Below are 22,698 nucleotides of genomic sequence, written 5' to 3'. Positions count from 1 at the left end.
CCGAAGGTGCCTGTCCCGTGGCCGAACTGCTCGCCGTCGCCGTCATCACCGTGCTCGCCGTGATCAGCCCGGGCGCCGACTTCGCGATGATCGTCCGCAACAGCTGCCTGTACGGGCGGAGGGCCGGGATGCTGGCCGCGGCCGGGGTCGCCCTGGGCGTCCTGGTGCACGTCTCCTACACCGTGCTCGGGGTGGGGCTGCTGCTCGCCGGGTCGCCGGCCGTCCTCACCGCCGTCAGGATCGCGGGCGCCTGCTACCTGGTCTGGGTCGGCCTGCAGACCTTCCGGTCCCGCGCCGACGTCGACACCTCGGACCCGTCCGCCGAGCCGCTGTCGCGGGGCGCGGCGCTGCGGACCGGGTTCCTCACCAACGCGCTCAACCCGAAGACGATGCTGTTCGTCGTCTCCACCTACACACAGGTGGTGGACGCGAGCACGCCGTTCCTGCGGCAGGCGGGCTACGGCCTGTTCATGTCCCTCGCCCACCTGGTGTGGTTCGGGCTGGTCGCGGGCGTGCTCTCCGCGCCGGCGCTGCGGACCCGGCTGCTGCGGCGCCAGGTCGCGCTCAACCGGGCCATCGGCGCGGTTCTGGTGGCCCTCGGCATTTCGCTCGCCCTCGCCCCGGCCTGATCCCTAGGCTCGGGCGTATGATCGCCACCCTGCAGTGCGTCGTCATCGACTGTCCGCGGCCACGCGAACTCGCCGCCTTCTACCGGAAGGTGCTCGGCGGGGAGGTGGACCAGCGGGACCCGCGCTGGTCGACCGACGAGACCTGGTCCACGCTCCACACCCCGGACGGCCGCGTCCTCGCCTTCCAGCAGGCCCCCGATCTCCAGCCCCCCGCCTGGCCCGACCCGTCCCGCCCCCAGCAGTACCACCTCGACCTCGGCGTGGCGGACCTGGACGCCGCGGAGGCGGGGGTGCTGGCGGCCGGCGCCACGCTGCTGGACGCGGGGGACCCGGGTCGCTGCTGGCGGGTGTACGCGGACCCGGTCGGGCACCCGTTCTGCCTCGTGCGGGAGTGACGCGACCCCGGACCCGGTGCGGGGACGCGGCCGCGCCTCCTTTTGACAGGCCGGGACCGGGCGAGGAGGTTGGAAGGGTCCGTCCGTGACCGTCGACGCGAGGGAAGAAGGTCACCGTCATGGACATCAAGCTCCAGCACGACGCGCTGGGCAGCCTGCGGCGCATCGGTGACACCGAGATCACCTACAGGAAGCTGAGCGGCAAGCCGCGCGGACTCGGCGGCTGGGAGATCGAGTACGACCGGCTCAGCGGGCGTCTGAAGCGGATCGGGCACCGCGAGGTCCGCTACGGCGGGCACGGCTCCCGGCCGCGTGCCGTCGGAGAGCTGGAGTTCGACTACGGCGGCTCCGGCCACTCGGTCCGGCGGATCGGTCCCTACCCGCTCCGGTACTCCAAGGCCGCCGGGGTGGTCCAGCGGGTCGGACCGCTGGAGGTCCGCTATTCCAAGCTCGGCGTCCTCCCGAACCGGGCGAGCCTGGAGGGCGAGGACCAGGAGCTGCCGGACGAGCTGCTGCTCGCCCTCTTCCTCGCGCTGTACCTGGAGGCCGAGGAGGACGTGGGTTTCCTGGAGGAAATCTTCGGCTAGGACGGCCGGTGGGCCCTACCGTGGGTGCGCATGGGAGCGGATGCGGCGGACGCCGCGGTTGTCCTGGTCACGGGGGTCATGGCCGCCGGGAAGTCCACCGTCGCCGAGCTGCTGGCCTCGCGGCTGCCGCGGGCGGCGCACGTGCGGGGCGACGTCTTCCGCCGGATGGTGGTCTCCGGGCGTGAGGAGATGACGCCGGAACCGGCGTCCGGCGCGCTCGCCCAGCTCGACCTGCGGCAGCGGATCGCCGCGACGGTGGCGGACGAGTACGCGGGGGCCGGGTTCACCGCGGTGGTGCAGGACATCCTGCTGGGCGATGACCTGCCGCGGTTCGTCGCGCGGGTGCGGACCCGCCCGCTGTACGTGGTCGTCCTCGCCCCGTCGGCCGAGGCCGTACGGGAGCGGGAGGCCGGCCGGGCGAAGACCGGGTACTCCGGGGGCTGGGCCGTGGACGGCTTCGTCCGCGCGCTGCGGGAGGAGACGCCGAGGATCGGCCTGTGGCTGGACACGTCCGGGCAGACGCCGCACGAGACGGTGGACGCGATCCTGGCCGGCCTGGCGCGGGCGGAGGTCCCGGAGGCGGGCGCGGGGTCCACGGGCGGCCCGTCCGCGTAGGGCCCCGTCCCGGGTGCGTCGGGCCCTGGCGCGCGGGGCGCGGGGCGCGGTCAGCGGTCGAGCAGGCCGATCATGCGGCGGACGACCTCCTCCGGGATCGCCGGATGGCTGACGGCGCCCGCTGCGGTGCGCGGATCGCGCAGCAGATCCAGAAGGCGGCGGAGGGGCAGCCGCGGATGGCGCCGCGCCGCCTTGCGGACGGCCCCGGAGGGGTCGTCCAGCAGCAGGGCCACGCCGGCCGCCGAGAGCCGCGGATCCTCGGCGGCGCGGATCCGGACCAGCTCGTGCGGGTCGCGGGCGAGGCGCTCCACCAGACCGGGCGTCGAGGCGGGATCGTCCAGGGCGAGCCGGCGGAGCCGGTGCTCGGGGTGGTCGGCGAAGCGCCGGAGGCCCTCGCGCGGGAAGTTGGGGTGGGAGCGGGGGCGATCGGGGGTGGAGAGACTGCCCGTCCACCACTGGGCGACGCGCAGCAGCATCTCGGCGGGCGCGTCGTCGCAGGACTCGGCGAGGAAGAGCTGGACCACGCGGTCCTCGTCGCGGGCGAGGCGTTCGACGACGTCCGGCGGCAGGCGGCGCGCGCGGGCCACGCCGCGGCGGACCAGCGGGTGGGCGGAGCCGGCGAGACGGCGCATCGCCTCGGGGTCGTCGTGGAGGTCGAAGATCCACAGGGGAAGGAAGTGGTGGACCGCCGGGTCGAAGTCGATCTCCACGGCCGCCCGCTGCTCCTCGGTGAGGTCGGCGCGCAGGGCGAGGTTCCAGCGGACGTGCGGGTCGGGGTCGTGGGTGAGGCGGAGCGCACGACCGGTGGGTGTGCGGGGATTGTCGGCAAGGGCGGCGCGCTGCGAGGGGTCGCCGTCACGGAGCACGTGGTCGATCAGGTCGTCGGCGAGGAGGCAGGAACGCAGGGCGTCGGCGTCCAGCGCCTCGGACGCGAACACCGCCTGGGGCAGGGGGTGTTCGCGGTGGTGCAGGAGGAGGGCCGGCCGCCGGACCTCGGGGCGGGGGTCCTCGAGGACGGACCGGCGGGTGGCGTCGTCCAGGTGCGCCCAGGCCCTCAGCAGGGCGAAGGAACGGACGGTGGGCTCGGGGTCCTCGGCGAGCCGGAGGGCGAGCGGCACCGGGAGCCCGGTGAGGCGGACGGCTTCCAGCCGGATCCGGGTGGACGGGTCGGTGGCGAGCCGTTCGCAGGCCTCCTCGGTGAGTTCGTCGCGCCGGTCCGCGGCCAGCAGGGCCAGGACCCACCGCGTGCGCTCGTCGGTCTCGGCCAGGATCATGCCCGACCGCTGCTCGCGGGTGAGGGGCTGCTGCTCGAAGGCGTCCTGCCGGAGCTTCCGGTCCGGGTGGGTGAGGGCGGCCGCCAGGACCGCCGGGGGGAGGCGGCGGTACAGCAGGTAGGGGTCGCGCTCCAGGAGCTGGAGGAGCAGCGCTTCGGGCGCGTCCCGGTGGACGGCGAGCCCGGTGGCCCATGCGTCCAGCGGCAGGTGCCTGGGCGGCGTGCCGAGCAGGGCGTCCCAGGCTGCGGCCTGTTCCCGTGCGCTGCGCGGGGCGGCGTCCGCCTCGGCCGCCGCCCTTATGCGGGCCGGTACGTCGTCCACGACGGTCAGGCGGGTGGTGCCGTTCTCCGTCACGACGCCGATCAGCGTCCCGCCGTCGAGGGAGAGGGTGACGAAGTCGCCCAGGGCGCCGGTGGGACCGGCGCCGGAGGCGAGGCGGACCCGCGTCCACATGCGGGGGCCGTGCGGACGGCCGCCCGCCTGGACCAGGAAGACGGCGGGGTGGGGTCCGGGGCCGGCGGCGTCCAGGATGCCCGCCTCGGCCGCCAGCCGGTTCCAGGCCGCGTCGGCCTCGGCCGGACGGCCGGCGGGGACCTCCGCCGACGGCGGGACCCCACCGCCGGTCACCGTCCGCCAGGCGGCACGCACCGACAGCACGGGTTCGGTCCGCCACGGGGCCACGGCCTCCAGCCCGGCGCGGCGCAGCAGCTCTTCGGTCTCGTTCCTGGTCGCCCCCACGGGCCCCATCCTGCGCTACTCGAGCGGGACGTTCCAGGCCGTCGCGCCCGGCGGATGTTCGTACCGGGGGCGGCCCTGGTTGCCGCTCGCGCGGAACGGGCGACCGCCGTCGTCGAGGCGGATCGTCCCCGACCGGCCGTCGCTGGACCACTCGAGGTCCAGCGCCCAGCTGATGTCGTGGGCCGAGGCGTGCGCGGTGACGTAGACGACCAGGGGCTCGGCGGCGGTGACCTTGTAGGGGAAGGCGCCCTGGCCCCCCTGCGGCCGGGCGGCCGGGCGCGGTTCGTCGAGACGGACGTCGAAGGACCCGGTGGAGACGTTGCCGCCGCAGCCGACGCCCATGGCGTAGTCGTTCCACGGCAGCGGGGTTGAGGACTTGAGGACCCGGACATGGAGCGCGTCGAGGACGACGGTCTCGTCCCCGGTCGCCTGGACGGTCAGCGCGATCATCTGGTCGCCCGACGCGACCGCGCCCGTGGCGGCCACCCAGCTGGGGGCGTCCGGCTCGGTGGGCGGCGGGCCCATCTCGGCGGGCGGGCGGTTCACCAGGTAGTGCTGGCTGCAGGGGCTCTCCCACACGTGGGGTCGGGTGACGACGGTCAGCGGCGTGCCGGTGGCCTTCGGCTTGGCGTCCTTTCCGCCCTCGGAGGTGGAGGAGGGGGTGGGGCTGCCCTTGCCGTCGTCGTCCCGGTCCTTCTTCCGGTCCCCGGCCGGTGAGGGGGAGGCGGTGGCGGCGGTGGTGGCGGCATGGGTGGGGGACGCCTCGGCGCCGGCGGCGGAGGTGCGGTCCCGAGTGCCGTCGTCCTGCCCGTAGCGGGTGACCAGGGTGCCGGTGAGCACCACCGCGGCCACGGCGGCGACGGCGGAGGCGACGAGCAGACGCCGGCGGTTCCGGGAGACGGAGGGAGGTACGGGGGACGCGGGTGCCTCGGAGACCGCCCGGGGGTTCCCCGCGCCGCCGGAGGCGGGGTGCGGAACCGTGCCCCTGGTGGTGCCCCCGGTGATGGTTCCGGGGGTGTCCGCCGCCTGGCCGGTGCCGACGGCCTTCGAGGCCGCGGCCTCCTGGGCGGAGGACTCCTCGGCGGAGAACGCCGGGGTGGTGGACCTCCCGGCGCCGGCCTCCGGAGCGGCGGCTCCGGCGGCACGCTCGGCCCCTCCGGCCGACGAAGCCCCCGCGGCGGGTTGGGACCCCGCGGCGGGCGCGGCAGCCCCTGGGGCCGGCGGAGCCCCCGCGGCGGATTCGGCCCCCGGGGCGGGCGTTCCGGCCCCTGCGGACGGGGAGGGCCCGGCGGAGGGTTCGGCCTCCGTGGCGGATGGCGGGGTGGGGCGCCGACGCGCGGCGTCGGCGAGCACCCAGGCGCGGTGAAGGGTCACCAGCTCCTCCGTGGACGCCCCGCACACCCGGGCGAACCGCTCCACCGGCGCGTACTCCGTCGGCACCGCGTCCCCGTTGCAGTACCGGTGCAGCGTCGACGTGCTCATGTGGAGCCGCTTGGCGAGCATGCCGTAGCTGCGTCCCGAACGGTCCTTCAACTCCCGTAGCCGCCGCGCGAACTCGGCGGTGTCCTCAGCCCCCGTCACTGTCCCTCTCCCCCTCGTCTCCGGTCGGAACGTCCCGTCCCGGCGTTCCAGGCGGTGACGTTCTCGCTGGTCAGGGCGTTAAGAACGTTCCAGCGTCCCGAACACCCCGGCATCGTCGCCGCTGGGACGAAAACGCCCACAAGCTGAGGTCATCCAAGCACGCCGCTCCGGTCGACAGGTCGGGCGGCCTGCCGAACTCCACTCTCCTGAGAGGTATTTCGCCATGCGCGTTCTCGCTTCCCGCCGCCCCCGTGTCCGTCTCCTCGCCGCCGCGACCGTCGCGTTCGCCGCGTTCTCGCTGACCGCCTGCCAGGGCGACGCGGACGCCGACGCCACCGACTCCTCCCCGCAGGCTTCCGCCCCCGCCGCCGGTTCGGACGCCTCCGACGCCGGGAAGGGAGCGAAGCCGGCCGGCTCGGAGAAGTCGGACGACGCGGCCTCCGACGCGGGCAAGGGCACCGGCTCGTCCGCCGGCTCCGCCGGCTCCGCCGGCTCCGGCGGGTCCCAGGGCACGGGCAAGGGCGGGTCGGCCGGCACCTCGGGCTCGGAATCCGGCTCCGGTTCCGGCTCGGGCTCCGGGTCCGGCTCCGACGCGGCCCCGGTCCCGTGCACCGCGGCGAACACCAAGGTGCGCGTCACGGCCGTCTCCCGCCCGATCAACCACATCCTGCTCACCGCCACCAACACCGGCACCGTCCCGTGCTTCGCCTACCACGCGCCGTTCCTGCGGTTCGACGACGCCCAGGCGCCCGTCCCGGTGCTCCGCGACAGCCGGCCCCAGGCGGTCGTGACGATCGCCCCGGGGAAGTCCGCCTACGCCGGGGTGATGACCGCGGCGGCCACCGGTGAGGGCGAGGGCGGCCACACCGCCCAGAGGCTGACCGTCACGTACGCGGGCCGCTCGGGCGACGCGGCCGGCCGCGGCGCCACCGTGGCGCTGCCCTCGGGCGGCGTGTACGTCGACAGCACCCACACGGTCACCTACTGGCAGCAGGAGATGGACCTGGCGCTGGTCTGGTGACGGCGGAGGCATCCCGGCGACGGCCCCGGCGTTCCGGGCCCCTCACCCGCGGGTCGGGTGGGGGGCCTCCCCATGTCCCGTCGCGTACCGCCGCGTCGCCGCGTACCGCCGCGACTCCGGAGCGGTCAGCCGACGAGGAGCTGGGACCGCAGCTTCCTGAGGTCCTTGGCGTCCAGGCCGAGCGCCTGCCTCTCGTACCGGGTGAATGACCCGTAGGCGTCCTCGACCTCCTCGAAACCGGAGTTCAGGTAGGAGGGGCGGACGTCCAGGAGCGGCTTGTAGACGGCGGCCTGCTGGGGCGGGAGGGCCGCGAGCGCCGCCGCGTTGGCCTCGGCGCGGTAGTGGTTGGACGCCAGGTAGTCCCGCATGACCGTCTCGCGGGGCACGCCGAGGGCGGTGAGCAGGACGGCGCTCGCCCAGCCGGTGCGGTCCTTGCCGGCCGTGCAGTGGTAGAGAGAGCCGTCCGCGTCGGCGGTGATCCCGTTCAGGACGGCGGTGTAGGCGGTCCGCGCGCTTTCGTTGCCGACCATGCCCTTCTCGCCGTCGATCATGAACTGCTCGGCCTGTTCGGGCGTGGTCGGCATCTCGAAGCCCTCCACGCCGCCGGCGGTGTCGCCCATGACGTCGGCCACGACGTACCGGACACCGTCGGGGAGACGGTCCGGGGCGGTCGTCCGTTCCGACGTGGTGCGCAGGTCGTAGTCGACGGATATGCCGAGCCTGGTCAGCTTGGCGAGATCGGTGTCCGTCAGGCGTTCCAGGGAGTCCGAGCGGTGGACGACGCCCATCTTCACCCAGTGCCCGTCCGCGGTGCGGTAGCCGCCGGCGTCACGGAAGTTGACGGTGCCGTCGAGCCGGATCAGCCGGTCGGCGAGGCGCAGCCGGCCGCCCTGGGACGGCACCAGGTCGAACCACTGCCGGTCGGCGGCGGGCAGACCGGTGACGGTCACGGAGCCGGTGGAGCCACCGCCGGCCACGGTGCGGCCGTTGGCGCGGACCGTGACGTGACGGACGCCGGGAGCCTGCCAGGTGATCCGGTACGAGCCGTCCTCCCGTGCGGTGACCTCCGCCGCGGTGAACGGGATACCGGTGGCGTCGTGCCGGTGAGCGGCCGAGGCTGCGGGAGCGGAGGGCGTGGCGGGGGCCGCGACGGCGGGGGAAGCGGTGCCGGCGAGGACGGCGAACGCGGTCAGGACGTAGGCGGTGGACCTGATGTGGGACGTGTGAGTCATGGCCCGGATCGTGCGCCGCGGAGGTGTGACGAGGGCGAACTCCCGGCCAACCGGGGGCGACCGCGCGATGGCGCGATCCGTGGCTCGTGATCCGCGATCCGCGATCCGTGGCTCGTGCCCCGTGAGCTGGCGTCGTGGTGCGGCGGCCGTCGCGGCGGCCGTCAGCCGGTCTCCTGGCTCGGGGCGCGCACGCCGTGGCGGGCCAGCAGGGACGCCAGGCCGAGCAGGAGGAGGGCCAGGGAGAGCGTGATCCAGGGGGCGGGCTCGCCCTCGAGCTGGGGGGAGACGCGACGGTGGACGTCGTAGGACACCCGCACCGTGTCCCCCGTGCCGATGTCCTCGCCCCCGCGCCCGGTGACGACCTTGCCGGGGTAGCCGCCGGGGCACTCCAGGGTGAGGCTGTGGCGGGAGGGGGCGGCGGGGCCGTCGCCCCACGACGGCTGGGCGTCCGCCGCCACGGTCAGGACCCGGCAGGTGGCCGTCTCCGCACGGGGGGTGCTGTGCTGGGCCGCGGCGGCGGTGGCGAGAAGGGCGATCATGGTCAGCACGGAGCCGAAGAAGCGGCCCGTGCCGTCGACCAGGCTCCGGTAGAGGATCCAGGCGCCGAACATCAGGACGCAGCCGCCCCCGACCCCCACGGCGAGGGGCAGCCCGCTCGCGCGGAAGAACCAGTACGCCCAGCCGTGGACGGCCGCGGCGGCGACCGGGGGAGTCGCGACGGCGACCCACCGCCGGATCGTCGTCCCGCGTGGGCCGGCGGAACTGGGTGTGGGCACGTCAGCCACCTCCGGGGTGTGGCGCGAGGTCCGCACGTTCGCACCGGAGGACGCGCGCCGGCGTCCCGCGGGTTGCACCCGCCGCGCCCGCCGCATCCGCGGCGGTCGCCCGCCGCCGCGCCCGCTGAAGCCGCCCGCCCCGCGTTCCGCCCGTCCCGCGCCCCGGCGCCCCCGGGCGGTGCGGGCGGCGCCTCCGACCCGGCGTCGGCAAAACGTCCCTTCCGGCGGGCGTAGCGTGGAGGGCATGACGACGTACGGTTCCTTCCCCGGTACGCGGCCGCGGCGGCTGCGTACGACTCCCACGATGCGGCGCATGGTGGCCGAGACCCGGCTGCACCCCGCCGACTTCATCCTCCCCGCGTTCGTGCGGGAGGGCGTGAGCGAGCCGGTGCCGATCAGCTCGATGCCGGGGGTCTTCCAGCACACCCGCGAGACGCTGAAGAAGGCGGCGGCGGAGGCCGTCGAGGCGGGCGTCTCCGGGATCATGCTCTTCGGTGTCCCGGCGGACGAGAAGAAGGACGCCCTCGGCACCTGCGGCACCGACCCGGACGGCATCCTCCAGGTCGCGCTGCGCGACGTGCGGGCGGAGGTCGGCGACGACCTGATCGTCATGTCGGACCTGTGCCTGGACGAGTTCACCGACCACGGCCACTGCGGCGTGCTCGACGCCGAGGGCCGGGTGGACAACGACGCGACGCTGGAGCGGTACGCGGAGATGGCCCAGGTCCAGGCGGACGCCGGCGCCCACGTCGTGGGGCCCAGCGGCATGATGGACGGCCAGATCGGCGTCGTCCGCGACGCGCTCGACCAGATCGGGCGGGAGGACGTGTCGATCCTCGCCTACACCGCCAAGTACTCCTCCGCCTTCTACGGCCCCTTCCGCGAGGCCGTCGGGTCGTCGCTCCAGGGCGACCGCAAGACCTACCAGCAGGACCCCGGCAACCTCCGCGAGTCGCTGCGCGAGCTGGCGCTCGACCTGGAGGAGGGCGCGGACATGGTCATGGTCAAGCCGGCCGGCCCCTACCTGGACGTCCTCGCCCGGGTCGCCGACGCGGTGGACGTCCCGGTGGCGGCGTACCAGATCTCCGGCGAGTACTCGATGGTCGAGGCGGCGGCGGAGAAGGGCTGGGTCGACCGCGACAAGGCGATCCTGGAGACCCTGACCGGCATCAAGCGGGCCGGTGCGCGCAACATCCTCACCTACTGGGCGGTGGAGGCGGCGCGCATGCTGCGCTGACGCCGGACCGGCCACCGGACGGCCACCGTGCCGTCCCGGCGGCGGGGGCGGGCCGTGCTCTCCCTGGCGCCCACCGGGTACAGTCACCCACGCTCACGGGCGGAAACCGCCGGACGTGGGCGCAGGCGCGATCCGGGGGAAGCGATGATGCCCGACCACCACCAGGGCCAGGCCGGCGATCCGGCCTGGGGCCCGCTCCCCGCCCGCCCGGCCGCCCTGCGCTGGCTGCTGCTCCTGCCGCTGACGCTGGTCTTCCTGCCGTTGTGGTGGGTGCTCTGGCTGTTCCTCGCGTTCTGCCTGTACTGCGTGGCGCCCTTCGTCGAGCTCTTCGTCCTCATGGTCCCGCGCGCCGAGAACGGCGCGATACGGATGCTGGACGCGACCCTGGGCCGCCTGCCGTTCGTCCCGCTGTGGTGCGTGAGCCCGGTGGAGCTGGTGCGGGAGGGCGACACGGAGTACTACCGGGCCCGGGTGGAGCGGCGCGTGGAGGCGGCGACCCGGCGGGCGGAGTCGTCCCGGGGCGTCGTCGCGTTCCACCGCGATCTCGCTTTGGGCGCGCGGTTCTTCCGCGGCGTCGGCGCCGGCCACGTGATGGCGGTCGCCTCGGAACGGAACTGGAGCCTCCACCCGGTGCTGCGCTCCCACCCCCGCCGCCGGCTGCGGCTGCGGCACAACGGGCGGCCGCGCGCGGGGAGGTAGGGCGCCGTCCCGGCCGGTGTCCCGCGGTCCTGCGCGTCGGTGGTAAATCCCCAGGCGGGAACGCCCGTTGACGGATGTCGATCACTGGGCGTACGTTCGCCCCCGGTGTCCGGCAGGTGGCCGTCCGCCGAGGCACGCCGGGGGGCGTCCGCACGGAGGGGGAAGCCATGCTGCACGAGCAGGTCGCCGCGGTGCTCAGGAAGGGCACCGACGTCAAGGGACGCTCGCGCCGGTCCGAGTTCTGGCGCTTCACGGTCGTCACGGCCGCGTTCCTGCCGCTCGCCATGCTGCTGCTGGACGTCAACGCCGTCCTCGCCCTGGTCCTGCTGCTGCTCATTGCCTGCTGCCTCGCGTTCTGGCTCGCGACCGCGGTCCGCCGCCTCCACGACATCGGGCGGTCCGGGGCGTGGGTCCTCCTGTCCTTCGTGCCGCTCGGGATCCTGGTGCTGCTCGTCTGGTCCGTCCGCGACGGCGAGCCGGGGACCAACCGGTGGGGCGCGAACCCCAAGTCCGCGGTGACCACCGCGACCGGGGGACGACTCCGGGACGGGGTCATACCCGAGTAGGACCCCGACCTGCCGGTATGCGACCCAGGTGGGCGGCGGGAACGGGATCGAGGGCTGACGGCGCGCGGGTGCGCGGGGCGGATGATGGTCCGGTCCCAGATCCGCCGGCCGCCAGGAGCATCCACCCGTGACCACCACCGACACCGCAGACCGGGCCACCGCCGTGGTGGCCGCGCAGGCCGCCGACCTGACGAAGGTCTACGGCCACGGCGACACCCGGGTGGTCGCCCTCGACGGCGTCACCATCGACTTCCACGAGGCCGAGTTCACCGCGATCATGGGGCCGTCCGGATCCGGCAAGTCCACCCTCATGCACTGCGTCGCCGGCCTCGACACCTTCTCCTCCGGCTCCGTCCGCATCGGCGGCACCGAGCTGGCCTCGCTGAAGGACAAGGACCTGACCCGGCTGCGCCGCGACCGGATCGGCTTCGTCTTCCAGGCGTTCAACCTGCTGCCCACCCTCACGGCCCTCGAGAACATCACGCTCCCGCTGGACATAGCCGGGCGGAAGCCGGACCGCGGGTGGCTGGACACGGTGATCGGCATGGTCGGCCTGTCCGGGCGCCTCGGGCACCGGCCGGCGCAGCTCTCCGGCGGTCAGCAGCAGCGGGTCGCGGTCGCCCGCGCGCTCGCCTCCCGCCCGCAGATCGTCTTCGCCGACGAGCCGACCGGCAACCTCGACTCCCGGTCCGGGGCGGAGATCCTCGGCTTCCTGCGCGACTCGGTGCGCGCGCACCAGCAGACCGTGGTGATGGTCACCCACGACCCGGTCGCCGCCGCCTACGCGGACCGGGTCGTCTTCCTGGCCGACGGACGGATCGTCGACGAGCTGCGGGCGCCGAGCGCGGAGGCCGTGCTCGACCGCATGAAGGAGTTCGACGCGAAGGGCCGCGTCAGCTGACCCGGCCGGCTCCGCCGCCTCCCGTACCTTCGCCGAACGAGACCGAGAGACCCTCACCCATGTTCCGTACCGCCCTGCGCAACGTCTTCGCGCACAAGGCCCGACTGCTGATGACGATGCTCGCCGTGCTGCTCGGCGTCGCGTTCGTGTCCGGCACCCTGGTCTTCACCGACACCGTCTCGAACGCCATGCGGAACAGCTCCGCCAAGGGCTTCGACCAGGTCGACGTCGCCCTCGGCCCCGACCGGGGCCCGGGCTCCGGCGACCGGAAGCCCTCCGACCCGCCCGTGCTCACGCCCGCGCTGCTGAAGAAGGCCGCGGCGGTCCCGGGCGTCGAGGAGGCGACCGGCGTGGTGACGGGCTGGGCCGCCGTGGCCGGCCGGGACGGCAAGCTGGTCACCGAGGGCTTCCAGTCGCAGGGCGGCAACTACTGGGGCGACGCCGACCCCCGCTACCCGCTGGCCGACGGACGTGCCCCGCGCGGCGCGCAGGAGGTCGCCCTCGACGAGCGGACCGCGCGCGAGGGCGGATACGAGGTCGGGGACACGGTCCGGTTGTCCGTGGACGGACCGGTCCTCACCCCGACCCTCACCGGTGTCTTCACCACCGACGACGGCGCGGTCGCCGCGGGCGGCAGCCTCGCCCTCTTCGACACGGCGACCGCGCAGGAGCTGTTCCACAGCGCCGGTGAGTACGACGAGATCTTCGTCCGGGCCGCGCCCGGCACCGGTCAGGACGAACTGCGCGCCGCGCTGAGGACGGTCCTGCCCGAGGGCGTCGCCACCAGCACCGGGGAGCAGCTCGCCGAGGACCAGGCGGAACGCATCGCGTCGCAGATGAGCGCCATGGAGAGCGGTCTCCTGGTGTTCGCCGGCATCGCGCTCTTCGTCGGCACCTTCATCATCTCCAACACCTTCTCCATGCTGGTCGCGCAGCGCACCCGTGAGCTGGCGCTGCTGCGGGCCGTCGGCGCCTCGCGGCGGCAGATCACCCGCTCGGTGCTGCTGGAGGCGGGCGCGGTCGGCGTGGTCGCGGCGGCGGCCGGACTGGCCGCGGGCGTCGGCGTGGGCGCCGGGATGCGGGCGCTCGTCGGCCGCGTCGGCGGCATGCTCCCGGACGGCCCGCTGGTGATCGCTCCCACCACGGTGGCCGTCGCGTTCGCGGTCGGTGTGCTGGTGACGGTGGGCGCCGCGTGGCTTCCGGGCCGCCGGGCCGCGAAGATCCCGCCGGTGGCCGCGATGAGCAGCGTGCACGCCACGGCGACGGTCAAGTCCCTGGTGCTGCGCAACACCCTCGGCGCGCTGCTCGCCGGGGTGGGTACCGCCGTGGTCCTGTACGCCACCACCATGGAACGGTCGGACGCGCAGGCCCCGATGGGGCTGGGCGCGGTCCTGCTGATCCTCGGCGTCTTCGTGCTCACGCCGCTGCTGTCCCGGCCGGTCGTCGCCGCCGTCGCCCCGGTGCTGAGGCTCTTCGGGGTCTCCGGCCGGCTCGCCCGGCAGAACGCCGTGCGCAACCCGCGCCGCACCGCCGCCACCGCCTCCGCGCTGATGATCGGGCTCACCCTGATCACCGGCATGACGGTGGCCGCGAGCAGCCTCCAGACGTCCATCGACCGGATGGCCACCGCCGCGATCGAGGCGGACTACGTGGTCTCGATGGGCAACGGCATGGGGCTCGACCCCGAGGTGGAGCGCCGGCTCGCCGACGCGGAAGGGGTGTCGGCGACCAGCCCGCTGCGGACGGTGCCGGCCGAGGTGGACGACGAGACCCAGTACCTGACCGCCGTGAACGGCCGGGCCTTCGACAAGGTGATGGAACTCCCGCTACTGAGCGGCGAGTTCGAGGTGGGCGGCGCCGGAGTCATGGTCGACGACCGGCTCGCCGCCGAGCACGGCTGGAAGGCCGGGACGCCCATCACCGCCACCCAGGAGGACGGCGCGGAGCAGGAGTTCACCGTCACCGGGGTCTACGAGCAGAACCAGATGTTCCGCGGCATCGTCGTGGACGCCGCGACCGTGGCCCCGCACCAGGAGCGGATCTCCGACTTCCAGGTCATGGTGAAGATGGCCGGCGGCCCCTCGGAGGCGAACGAGGACCGCCTGGAGAAGGCGCTCGGCGACAACCCGGCCATCGTGGTCCAGGACAAGCAGGCGCTCTCCGAGGAGATCGGGCAGATGTTCAGCCTGGTGCTGAACATGCTGTACGGGCTGCTCGCCATGGCGGTGGTCGTGGCCGTGCTGGGCGTGGTCAACACCCTGGCGATGTCGGTGTCCGAGCGCACCCAGGAGATCGGCATGCTCCGCGCGGTGGGCATGGTGCGCGGCGGCGTGGCGCGGATGATCCGGCTGGAGTCGCTGGTGATCTCGCTGTTCGGCGGGGTGCTCGGCGTCGGTCTGGGCGTGTTCTTCGGCTGGGCGGCCGGCGAACTGATGGGCAGCAGCATGTCGACGTACGAACTGGTCCTGCCGTGGGCGCGGATCGTCCTGTTCCTGCTGCTGTCGGCGCTGATCGGCGTCGTGGCCGCGCTGTGGCCGGCGCGGCGGGCCGCCCGTCTCGACATGCTGGGGGCGATCAAGGCCGACTAGCCGACGGACAACTCAGTCCCACCAGAACGACCAGACGTGGCTGTTGCGCACCGCCTCCTCGGCGTACCGGCCGAGCGGGGCGATGCCCTGGCCGATGTTGTCGGGACAGAACGCGTAGTGCTCGGCGGCCACCGCCTCGGCGTGCTCCGGGGTGGTGGGCGGGGAGGCGACGGAGAGGACCAGCTGGTCGAAGGTGAGGACGACGACCCGGGCGCCGAAGCGGTCCTCCCACGAGCGCAGCACGGCGCAGAGGCGGGCCACGTCGTTCTCGTGGTTGAGCGGGCCGGTCCAGCCGATGGCCGCCGGTATGTCGGCGCTGCGGCGGGCCGGCACGAGGGCGGGGCGCAGCTCCTTCAGCCAGGGGACGCCCTCCGCGAGGAAGTCCGCGGTGTCGGCGGCGTCGCCGTCCGGGTCGGCGCGGGGCGCGGTGGCGGGGGCGAGGCCCTGCCAGGCGTCGAGGGAGGCGTCCGCCTCGTCGGGGTCGTCCTGGACGGCCGCGAAGTCCGCCCAGTAGCCGTCCAGCACCTCGAAGGCGTCGTGGTCCCCCGGGTACGACGTCCCGTCGGGGTCGAGGTCCCACACGTCGGGAGTGCTCTGGCGGGTGCCGACGTCGAGGAGCACCGGCAGGAGCCCGAGGTCACGGCCGGTCGCCCGCAGCGACGCCCAGTCGCCGACGGCGGCCGGTGCGTCGGCGCACCAGAGCAGCGGCTCGTGCCACGGACCGTCGGTGGTCGCGTCGAGGAGACGGCCGGGCGGCAGCAGGAGCGTGGTGGACGGGTTCGCGAGGGCGTTGGGAAGGCTGGCCATGGGACGGGACTGTAGGGGGCGGCGCCGACAACGGCGTCACTGCCGCGGTGCGACCCCCGCGGTGAAGGCCCGCCCAGGCGGCGGGGCCCGGGAAACGGCGGGGCCCGCCGCGGAGTTCGCGGCGGGCCCCGTCAACGGGCGTGAGGACTACAGGCGTTCCGGGGTCCGGATGCCCAGGAGCGCCATGCCCTGGCGGAGGGTGCGGCCGGTGACGTCGCACAGGAAGAGGCGGTTCTCGACCTGGGCGGGGGTGTCGGCCTTCAGGACCGGGCACTTGTCGTAGAAGGTCGTGAACAGGGACGCCAGCTGGAACAGGTACGCCGTCAGCTTGTGCGGCGCGAACTCGGCGGCCGCCTCGCCGATCAGGTCGGCGAAACCGTCCAGGTGCAGCCCCAACGCGCGCTCCGCGGCATGCAGTTCGAGCTCCGGGTGGGCGACCGGGCGGGCCTCGCCGGCCTTGCGGAGGATCGACCGGATACGGGCGTAGGCGTACTGGAGGTAGACCGAGGTGTCGCCGTTGAGGGACACCATCTGGTCCAGGTCGAACTTGTAGTCGCGGTTGGCGGAGGTGGAGAGGTCCGCGTACTTCACCGCGCCGACGCCGACCTGGGCGCCACGCTCGGCGATCTCCTCCTCGGTGAGGCGCTCGGCCTCCGGGAGGTTCTCGGCCTTCTCCCGCACGACCGACGCCGCGCGCTCGGACGCCTCGTCGAGCAGGTCCTCCAGGCGGACCGTCTCGCCCTCACGGGTCTTGAACGGCTTGCCGTCCTTGCCGAGGACCGTGCCGAACTCCAGGTGCACCGCCTTGACGGCGTCGCTCAGCCAGCCGGCGCGGCGGGCCGTCTCGAACACCATCTTGAAGTGGAGCGCCTGGCGGGCGTCCACCACGTACAGCAGGGTGTCGGCCTTCAGCTGGAAGACGCGGTCGCGGATCGCCGAGAGGTCGGAGGCGGCGTAGCCGAAGCCGCCGTCGGCCTTCTGGACGATCAGCGGGACCGGCTTGTCGTCCTTGCCGCGGATGTCGTCGAAGAAGACGACCAGCGCGCCCTCGGAGCGGACCGCGACGCCGGACTCCTCCAGCATGCGGGCGGTCTCGGCCATCATGTGGTTGTACGCCGACTCGCCGACGATCTCGTCGTCCGCGACGGGCATGTCCAGCTTCTCGAAGACCGAGTAGAAGTAGATCTTCGACTCGTCGACGAACCGCTGCCACAGCGCGAGGGTCTCCTCGTCCCCGGACTGGAGGGCCACGACCCGCTGACGGGCCCGGGTCTTGAACTCCTCGTCGGAGTCGAAGACCGCGCGCGAGGCCTTGTAGAGGCGGTTCAGGTTGGACATCGCCTCTTCGCCCGCCGCCTCCACGTCGGTGGCGGGGTCGGCCTTGTGGTCCAGCTCGTGCGGGTGCTCGATCAGGTACTGGATGAGCATGCCGAACTGGGTGCCCCAGTCGCCGATGTGGTGACGGCCGACCGTCTTCTCGCCGGTGAAGTCCAGCATGCGGCGCACCGCGTCGCCGATCACGGCGGAGCGCAGGTGGCCGACGTGCATCTCCTTCGCCACGTTCGGCTGCGCGTAGTCGATGACCGTGGTCCCCGCGTCCGCGCGCCGCGGCACACCGAGGCGGCCGGAGTCGTCGGCGGCGCGCGCGGCGAGGTTCTCGGTGATCGCCCGGTCGGCGACGGTGACGTTCAGGAAGCCGGGGCCGGATACCTCGATGTCCTTGATCACGTCACCCGTGACCACCTGCTCCACGACCTGCGTCGCCAGCTCGCGCGGGTTGGCCTTGGCCTTCTTGGCGAGGGCGAGGATGCCGTTGGCCTGGTAGTCGGCCCGGTCGCTTCGTCGCAGCAGCGGGTCCGCGGGGGCGGCCTCCGGCAGGGCAGCCGAGAGGGCGTCCGCGAGGCGCGCGTGTACGGAAGCGGTGAGGGACTTGACCGAGGCCATGGAGTGGGTGCCGTTCTCCTCGAAGGTGGGTGTGCCCGGTCAGTATCCCACCTCGGCCGGTACGGCCGCCTCGCCGTTTCCCGCCCGGCGTGGGGCCGGTGGGAAAGGTGTTTTCACGGTGGGGCCCGTACCTGGGAGAATGGTGGACACGGCCGCGCGGGCATCGTGACGGCCGGGCGTCTCCCCTCAGGAAAGAAGGACGTGCCGATCGTGGCTCAGAGCACCGAGACCACCGACTGGGTCTCCCGTTTCGCGGATGAGGTCATCGAGGAGTCGGAGCGTCGGGCCCCTGGGAAAGCGACATCACCCGCCACCGCTCCGGTGGTCGTCGTCGCGTCCGGCCTGTCCCCCTCGGGACCGATCCACCTCGGCAACCTGCGCGAGGTGATGACCCCGCACCTGGTCGCCGACGAGATCCGCCGCCGCGGGTACCAGGTCCGGCACCTGATCTCCTGGGACGACTACGACCGGTACCGCAAGGTCCCGAACGGTGTCGAGGGCGTCGACGCGTCCTGGGCCGAGCACATCGGCAAGCCGCTCACCTCGGTCCCGGCGCCGAAGGGTTCCGAGTACCCGAACTGGGCCGAGCACTTCAAGGCCGCCATGGTCGCCTCGCTGGCCGAGCTGGGCGTGGAGTTCGACGGCATCAGCCAGACCGAGCAGTACACCTCGGGCGTCTACCGCGAGCAGATCCTGCACGCGATGAAGCACCGCGGCGACATCGACGCGATCCTGGACCAGTACCGGACCAAGAAGAAGGACCCGGCCCAGGAGCTCAAGCAGAAGCAGCAGAAGCAGCAGAAGCCGGTCGACGAGGCCGAGCTGGAGGCCGCCGAGGGCTCCGGCGCGGCCGAGGAGGACGACGGCGGCTCCGGCGCCGGCGGGTACTTCCCGTACAAGCCGTACTGCGGCGGCTGCGGCAAGGACTTCACCACGGTCACCTCGTACGACGACGCGACGACCGAGATGACCTACGTCTGCACCGTCGAGTCCTGCGGCCACTCCGAGACCGTGCTGCTCAACGAGTTCGACCGCGGCAAGCTGGTCTGGAAGGTCGACTGGCCGATGCGCTGGGCGTACGAGGGCGTGGTCTTCGAGCCCTCCGGCGTGGACCACTCCTCGCCGGGCTCCAGCTTCCAGGTCGGCGGGCAGATCGTCGGGATCTTCGGCGGCAAGCAGCCGATCGGCCCGATGTACGCCTTCGTCGGCATCAGCGGCATGGCGAAGATGTCCTCCAGCAAGGGCGGCGTCCCCACGCCGGCCGACGCGCTGAAGATCATGGAGCCGCAGATCCTGCGGTGGCTGTACGCGCGGCGCAGGCCCAACCAGTCGTTCAAGGTCGCCTTCGACCAGGAGATCCAGCGGCTCTACGACGAGTGGGACCGGCTGGAGGCCAAGGTGAAGGACGGCAGCGCGCTGCCGGGCGACATCGCGGCGTACACCCGTGCCGCCTCGACGGCCGCCGGTGACCTGCCGGGGACGCCGCGGGCGCTGCCGTACCGGACGCTGGCCTCGGTCGCCGACATCACCGGCGGCCACCAGGACCAGGCGCTGCGCATCCTCAGCGACCTCGACCCGGCGGACCCGCTCTCCTCGCTGGACGAGGCGCGGCCGCGGTACGACAGGGCCGAGGCGTGGATCAACACGCAGGTGCCGGCGGACCAGCGGACCATCGTGCGTGACGAGCCGGACGCGGACCTGCTGGGCTCGCTGGACGAGACCTCGCGGGAGTCGCTGCGGCTGCTGCTGGACGGCCTGGACGAGCACTGGTCGCTCGACGGTCTGACCCACCTGGTCTACGGCGTGCCCAAGGTCCAGGCGGGGTTCTCGGCCGACGCCACGCCGAAGGAGCTGCCGGCGGAGATCAAGACGGCGCAGCGGACCTTCTTCGTCCTGCTGTACCAGCTGCTGGTCTCCAAGGACACCGGGCCGCGGCTGCCCACCCTGCTGCTGGCGGTCGGCGCGGAGCGCGTGCGTCGCCTGGTCGGCGGCACCGCCGCCTGACGCGCCGCTGCCGTCCGGTTCCGCGGCCTGCCGCCGCGGAACCGGGGGCGGGGGCGGGAACGACGGTGCCCCGGTGGTCGTGCGTCGCACGACCACCGGGGGCACCGGTGCGTTCGGGGGAGCGGTGGGGCGGTGAGGCGGTGGGGCGGTGCGGCGGCGCTGCGGTGGGGCCTTCCGCGGTCCCGCTCAGCCGTCGGGCCAGTTCGGCTCGTCGGGCATCGACGAGTGGTGCTCCACCGGCCGGCTCGTGCCCCGCGCGGCCCAGACCGCGAAGACCAGCCCGGCCACCGCCAGCAGGGCGACCGGGATCAGCACCGCCCACAGCACGTCGGACATGAGGCCTCCGCCCATCCGGTTCCCGCGCTCCGCTCGACCGCAAGGGCTCCCTTCCCCGTGGCGGCGCGGCCCATGCGGGCGCGGGCCTGTGCCAGGGTGCCGGGCGTTCGTGGGGCCTAGGCGATGTGGTCCTGGGCGAGTTCCACGTCGTAGCGGGTGCCGAAGCGCTCCACGTAGTTCTTCAGCTCCGCGGTGGTGAAGGTGTGGCCGAACTGGGCCTCGAGGATCTCACCGAGCTGGCGCGGGGTGGGGAAGCCGCCGTCGATGGCACGCCGGAACACCTGGTAGTAGGCGTCCTCGCGCTCCTTCTCGGTCTCGAACTCCGCCGTGGGACCGGCGGCGGGCCGCTGCTCCTGGCGCGGCGCGGGGATGGTGATCTCCGGCTCCGGGGCGGGCGCGGGCCGCGGCTCGGGGGCCGGCTCGCCGTCGGGCTGGGCGCCCTCGCCGAGCTGCCGGGTGCGGCCGCCGGGCTGGCCGACGGGGACGGGGAAGGTGCCGGTGTCCTCGGGGGACGGCTGCGGCTCCTGGTACTGCTGCTCCTGGTGCTGCTGCTCCTGGTGCTGGGGCTCCTGCCGCGGCTGCTGGTACGGCGGCTCCTGGCCCTGCGTCCCGTTCCCCGGTCCGGGCGGGGGCCCGCCCGCCTCCGGCCGCGGCGGCTCCTGCTGGGCGTACCACTGCTCGGTGGCCGGGTCCGGCTGGTAGGTGGCCGGGCTGTAGCCGCCGACGCGGGCGTCGTAGAACCAGGCGCTGCCGTCGGAGCCGTAGTAGAGCTGCTGCTCGACGGGCGGCTGGGGCTGAGCGGCGGCGGGCGGCGCCTGCTGGTACCCCGGCTGCTGCGGCTGCTGCTGCCAGGGCTGCTGTTCCTGGGGCTGCCCCGGCGCGGCGGGGGCCTGCCGGGGGGCGGCCGCGCTCTCCAGCTCCGGGGCCGGCTCGCCGCCGGCGGCCGGGGAGGCGCCGCGCCGGAGGCCGGGGCGGTCCTCGCGCTCCACCTCGGCGGCCGCGACGACCGCGGGCTTGATGCCCGCCGCCGCCAGCCCCGCCGCGGCGGTGTCCGCGAGGGGCACGCCGAACTTGGCGAGCCGCAGCGGCATCAGCGACTCCACCGGGGCCTTGCGGCGCCAGGCGCGGCCGAAGCGGGCCCGCAGCCGGGTCCGGTACACCAGCCGCTCCTGCTCCAGCTTGATGACCTCCTCGTAGGAGCGCAGCTCCCACAGCTTCATCCGCCGCCACAGCAGGAAGGTCGGCACCGGTGACAGCAGCCACCGGGTGACCCGGACGCCCTCCATGTGCTTGTCGGCCGTGATGTCGGCGATCCGCCCGATGGCGTGCCGGGCGGCCTCGACGGCGACCACGAACAGGACCGGGATGATGGCGTGCATCCCGACGCCCAGCGGGTCGGGCCAGGCCGCCGCGCCGTTGAAGGCGATCGTCGCGGCCGTCAGCAGCCAGGCCGTCTGCCGGAGCATCGGGAACGGGATCCGGATCCACGTCAGCAGCAGGTCCAGCGCCAGCAGCACGCAGATGCCGGCGTCGATGCCGATCGGGAAGACGTAACTGAAGTTCCCGAAGCCCTTCTGGAAGGCGAGTTCCTTCACGGCCGCGTACGACCCGGCGAAGCCGATCGCGGCGATGACCACGGCGCCCGCGATCACCACCCCGATGAGTATGCGATGCGTCCGTGTGAGCTGTGGCGCGGCCACCCGACTCCCCTTCCAGACTGTCCTGTTGCGCGCACCAGGGTTGCACATGTGTACGGGTGCCGGGCGGTCGGTCGACCGCACCGGCACCCGCGAGGTGCTGCGCGACTCGGGCGGTGGCGGACGTACGGGACGTCTCGCACGCCCGCGCGGCGGGGTTTTCCCCGCTATGAGGCGTCGGAGCCGGAGGTCACGACTTGGCGGCGGACGCGGAGGCGGACGCCGACGGGGAGGCGGAGGAGCCGGAGGCGGCGTCGCCGTTCGCCGCGGCGACCTTCGCGACGGCCTCCTCGGCGGCGTCGGCCGCCCGCCCGCTCAGCGTCTTCACGCTCGGGGCGTCCTCGCCGGCCAGGCCCGCGCCGTTGTAGTCGATCGTCACCACGACGTTCTCGACCAGGGCGACCACGGTCTGCTGCTTGAAGAGGCCTTCCTTCTTCTTCAGGTCATAGGTGACCAGGGTGGCCTCTTCACCGACCCCCTTGACCGGCTTGTCGGCGACCTTCTTGGCGTCCGCGGTCTTCTTCGCGTCGGCGACCAGGGCCTCGTACTGCTCCTTGGCCTGCTCCTCGCCGGTGCCCCGCACCTGGCTGGAGTCGAAGCGCAGCAGCGAGACGCTCAGCCAGCGGTACTGCGAACCCTTGACGCCGTTGTCGTCGAGGCTGTTCCAGGTGCAGCTGCCGCGGGTGCCGGCGTCGTCGGTGCGGCCGGCCTTCTCGGTCTTCAGGCCCTTGGGCACCAGCTTGCCCAGTGTCTTCTTGCCCAGCGCGTCGCACGCCTCGGGCAGCTCCTTGTAGGCGGCCGGCGCCACCGACGGCGAGGGCTTGGCGGAGGACTCACCGCTGCCGGCGCTCTGCTTGGCGTCGGCCTTCGGCTCCGCGTCCGAGGAGCACCCCGCGGCGACGAGCATCACGGGGACCACGGCCACACCCGTCAGGGCGCGGACGACTCGCTGGACGGGACGGTTGGCTCGGTGCGCTCGCTGCATGGTTCCTTCACTCACGGCTTCGCTTCGGCTCCTGCGGGACCCGGATACCCCCGACCCGGCGGATGACCGCGGGTGTGGTGTTGATC

20 protein-coding genes are annotated in these 22,698 nt (G+C 73.8%); 11 read left to right on the top strand and 9 right to left on the bottom strand.

Annotated elements, in window-relative coordinates; translation table 11 throughout:
* Window positions 1-17 precede the first annotated feature (17 nt).
* From GBN72_RS13435 to GBN72_RS13420, 4 genes are all read left to right on the top strand, one after another.
* Window positions 18-629: a LysE family translocator gene (locus tag GBN72_RS13435; protein ID WP_151771904.1), complete on the top strand. Its 612-nt coding sequence runs from the start codon at window positions 18-20 to the stop codon at window positions 627-629.
* A gap of 17 nt (window positions 630-646) precedes the next feature.
* Entirely contained in the window at window positions 647-1,024 is a 378-nt protein-coding gene (locus GBN72_RS13430; RefSeq protein WP_151771903.1) for a VOC family protein, read from the top strand.
* 119 nt (window positions 1,025-1,143) lie between these two features.
* Window positions 1,144-1,611 (top strand): hypothetical protein, encoded by a 468-nt coding sequence (locus tag GBN72_RS13425; protein WP_151771902.1) that lies wholly within the window; start codon window positions 1,144-1,146, stop codon window positions 1,609-1,611.
* Window positions 1,612-1,641: 30 nt separating this feature from the next.
* Entirely contained in the window at window positions 1,642-2,226 is a 585-nt protein-coding gene (locus tag GBN72_RS13420) for an AAA family ATPase (protein ID WP_151771901.1), read from the top strand.
* 50 nt (window positions 2,227-2,276) lie between these two features.
* Here GBN72_RS13420 and GBN72_RS13415 read toward each other — a convergent pair whose 3' ends face one another.
* Window positions 2,277-4,238, bottom strand: coding sequence for a PE-PGRS family protein (locus GBN72_RS13415; protein ID WP_151771900.1), 1,962 nt, complete (start codon window positions 4,236-4,238; stop codon window positions 2,277-2,279).
* A gap of 15 nt (window positions 4,239-4,253) precedes the next feature.
* Window positions 4,254-5,819, bottom strand: coding sequence for a helix-turn-helix domain-containing protein (locus tag GBN72_RS35870; protein WP_151771899.1), 1,566 nt, complete (start codon window positions 5,817-5,819; stop codon window positions 4,254-4,256).
* Between the two features lie 223 nt (window positions 5,820-6,042).
* Between GBN72_RS35870 and GBN72_RS13405 the strand changes: the two genes are divergently transcribed.
* Entirely contained in the window at window positions 6,043-6,840 is a 798-nt protein-coding gene (locus tag GBN72_RS13405; RefSeq protein ID WP_151771898.1) for a DUF4232 domain-containing protein, read from the top strand.
* Between the two features lie 125 nt (window positions 6,841-6,965).
* Here GBN72_RS13405 and GBN72_RS13400 read toward each other — a convergent pair whose 3' ends face one another.
* Window positions 6,966-8,072 carry a tyrosine-protein phosphatase gene (locus GBN72_RS13400; RefSeq protein WP_151771897.1) on the bottom strand — a complete coding sequence of 369 codons (1,107 nt, stop codon included), beginning with the start codon at window positions 8,070-8,072 and terminating at the stop codon, window positions 6,966-6,968.
* Between the two features lie 161 nt (window positions 8,073-8,233).
* On the bottom strand, window positions 8,234-8,848 hold the full coding sequence (locus tag GBN72_RS13395; RefSeq protein ID WP_151771896.1) for a hypothetical protein: 615 nt from the start codon (window positions 8,846-8,848) through the stop codon (window positions 8,234-8,236).
* 244 nt (window positions 8,849-9,092) lie between these two features.
* Here GBN72_RS13395 and hemB point away from each other — a divergent pair, with 244 nt between their 5' ends.
* The 5 genes from hemB (at window position 9,093) to GBN72_RS13370 (ending at window position 14,839) form a co-directional block, all read left to right on the top strand.
* Window positions 9,093-10,085, top strand: coding sequence for a porphobilinogen synthase (gene hemB, locus GBN72_RS13390; RefSeq protein WP_151771895.1), 993 nt, complete (start codon window positions 9,093-9,095; stop codon window positions 10,083-10,085).
* Window positions 10,086-10,232: 147 nt separating this feature from the next.
* On the top strand, window positions 10,233-10,784 hold the full coding sequence (locus GBN72_RS13385; RefSeq protein WP_151771894.1) for a hypothetical protein: 552 nt from the start codon (window positions 10,233-10,235) through the stop codon (window positions 10,782-10,784).
* Window positions 10,785-10,951: 167 nt separating this feature from the next.
* Window positions 10,952-11,350, top strand: a complete 399-nt coding sequence (locus GBN72_RS13380) for a DUF805 domain-containing protein (protein WP_164540584.1) — start codon at window positions 10,952-10,954, stop codon at window positions 11,348-11,350.
* A gap of 127 nt (window positions 11,351-11,477) precedes the next feature.
* Window positions 11,478-12,251, top strand: coding sequence for an ABC transporter ATP-binding protein (locus tag GBN72_RS13375; RefSeq protein WP_151771892.1), 774 nt, complete (start codon window positions 11,478-11,480; stop codon window positions 12,249-12,251).
* A gap of 59 nt (window positions 12,252-12,310) precedes the next feature.
* Entirely contained in the window at window positions 12,311-14,839 is a 2,529-nt protein-coding gene (locus GBN72_RS13370) for an ABC transporter permease (protein ID WP_151771891.1), read from the top strand.
* Between the two features lie 12 nt (window positions 14,840-14,851).
* Here the strand turns inward: GBN72_RS13370 and GBN72_RS13365 are convergent, their stop codons facing one another.
* Together GBN72_RS13365 and argS are read right to left on the bottom strand one after the other, a co-directional pair.
* The gene (locus GBN72_RS13365; protein ID WP_151771890.1) at window positions 14,852-15,646 is read right to left on the bottom strand and encodes a DUF4253 domain-containing protein; all 795 of its coding nucleotides are present in this window, start codon (window positions 15,644-15,646) and stop codon (window positions 14,852-14,854) included.
* A gap of 147 nt (window positions 15,647-15,793) precedes the next feature.
* Window positions 15,794-17,590: an arginine--tRNA ligase gene (argS, locus tag GBN72_RS13360; protein ID WP_151771889.1), complete on the bottom strand. Its 1,797-nt coding sequence runs from the start codon at window positions 17,588-17,590 to the stop codon at window positions 15,794-15,796.
* Window positions 17,591-17,791: 201 nt separating this feature from the next.
* Between argS and lysS the strand changes: the two genes are divergently transcribed.
* On the top strand, window positions 17,792-19,594 hold the full coding sequence (gene lysS, locus GBN72_RS13355) for a lysine--tRNA ligase (protein WP_151771888.1): 1,803 nt from the start codon (window positions 17,792-17,794) through the stop codon (window positions 19,592-19,594).
* Between the two features lie 186 nt (window positions 19,595-19,780).
* Here lysS and GBN72_RS34090 read toward each other — a convergent pair whose 3' ends face one another.
* The 3 genes from GBN72_RS34090 to GBN72_RS13345 all read right to left on the bottom strand — a co-directional run bounded on the left by GBN72_RS34090 (window position 19,781) and on the right by GBN72_RS13345 (window position 22,612).
* Complete coding sequence (locus GBN72_RS34090) at window positions 19,781-19,930, bottom strand: hypothetical protein (RefSeq protein WP_164540582.1); 150 nt, start codon at window positions 19,928-19,930, stop codon at window positions 19,781-19,783.
* A gap of 116 nt (window positions 19,931-20,046) precedes the next feature.
* Window positions 20,047-21,630, bottom strand: coding sequence for a DUF2637 domain-containing protein (locus GBN72_RS13350; RefSeq protein ID WP_174887125.1), 1,584 nt, complete (start codon window positions 21,628-21,630; stop codon window positions 20,047-20,049).
* A gap of 187 nt (window positions 21,631-21,817) precedes the next feature.
* Complete coding sequence (locus GBN72_RS13345; RefSeq protein ID WP_151771886.1) at window positions 21,818-22,612, bottom strand: DUF3558 domain-containing protein; 795 nt, start codon at window positions 22,610-22,612, stop codon at window positions 21,818-21,820.
* Window positions 22,613-22,698: the final 86 nt, after the last annotated feature.

The organism is Streptomyces abyssomicinicus (assembly GCF_008974245.1).
GTDB lineage: Bacteria > Actinomycetota > Actinomycetes > Streptomycetales > Streptomycetaceae > Streptomyces > Streptomyces abyssomicinicus.
Note: the sequence above shows the minus strand (reverse complement) of the source record. Positions and strands in the feature narration are given on the sequence as shown.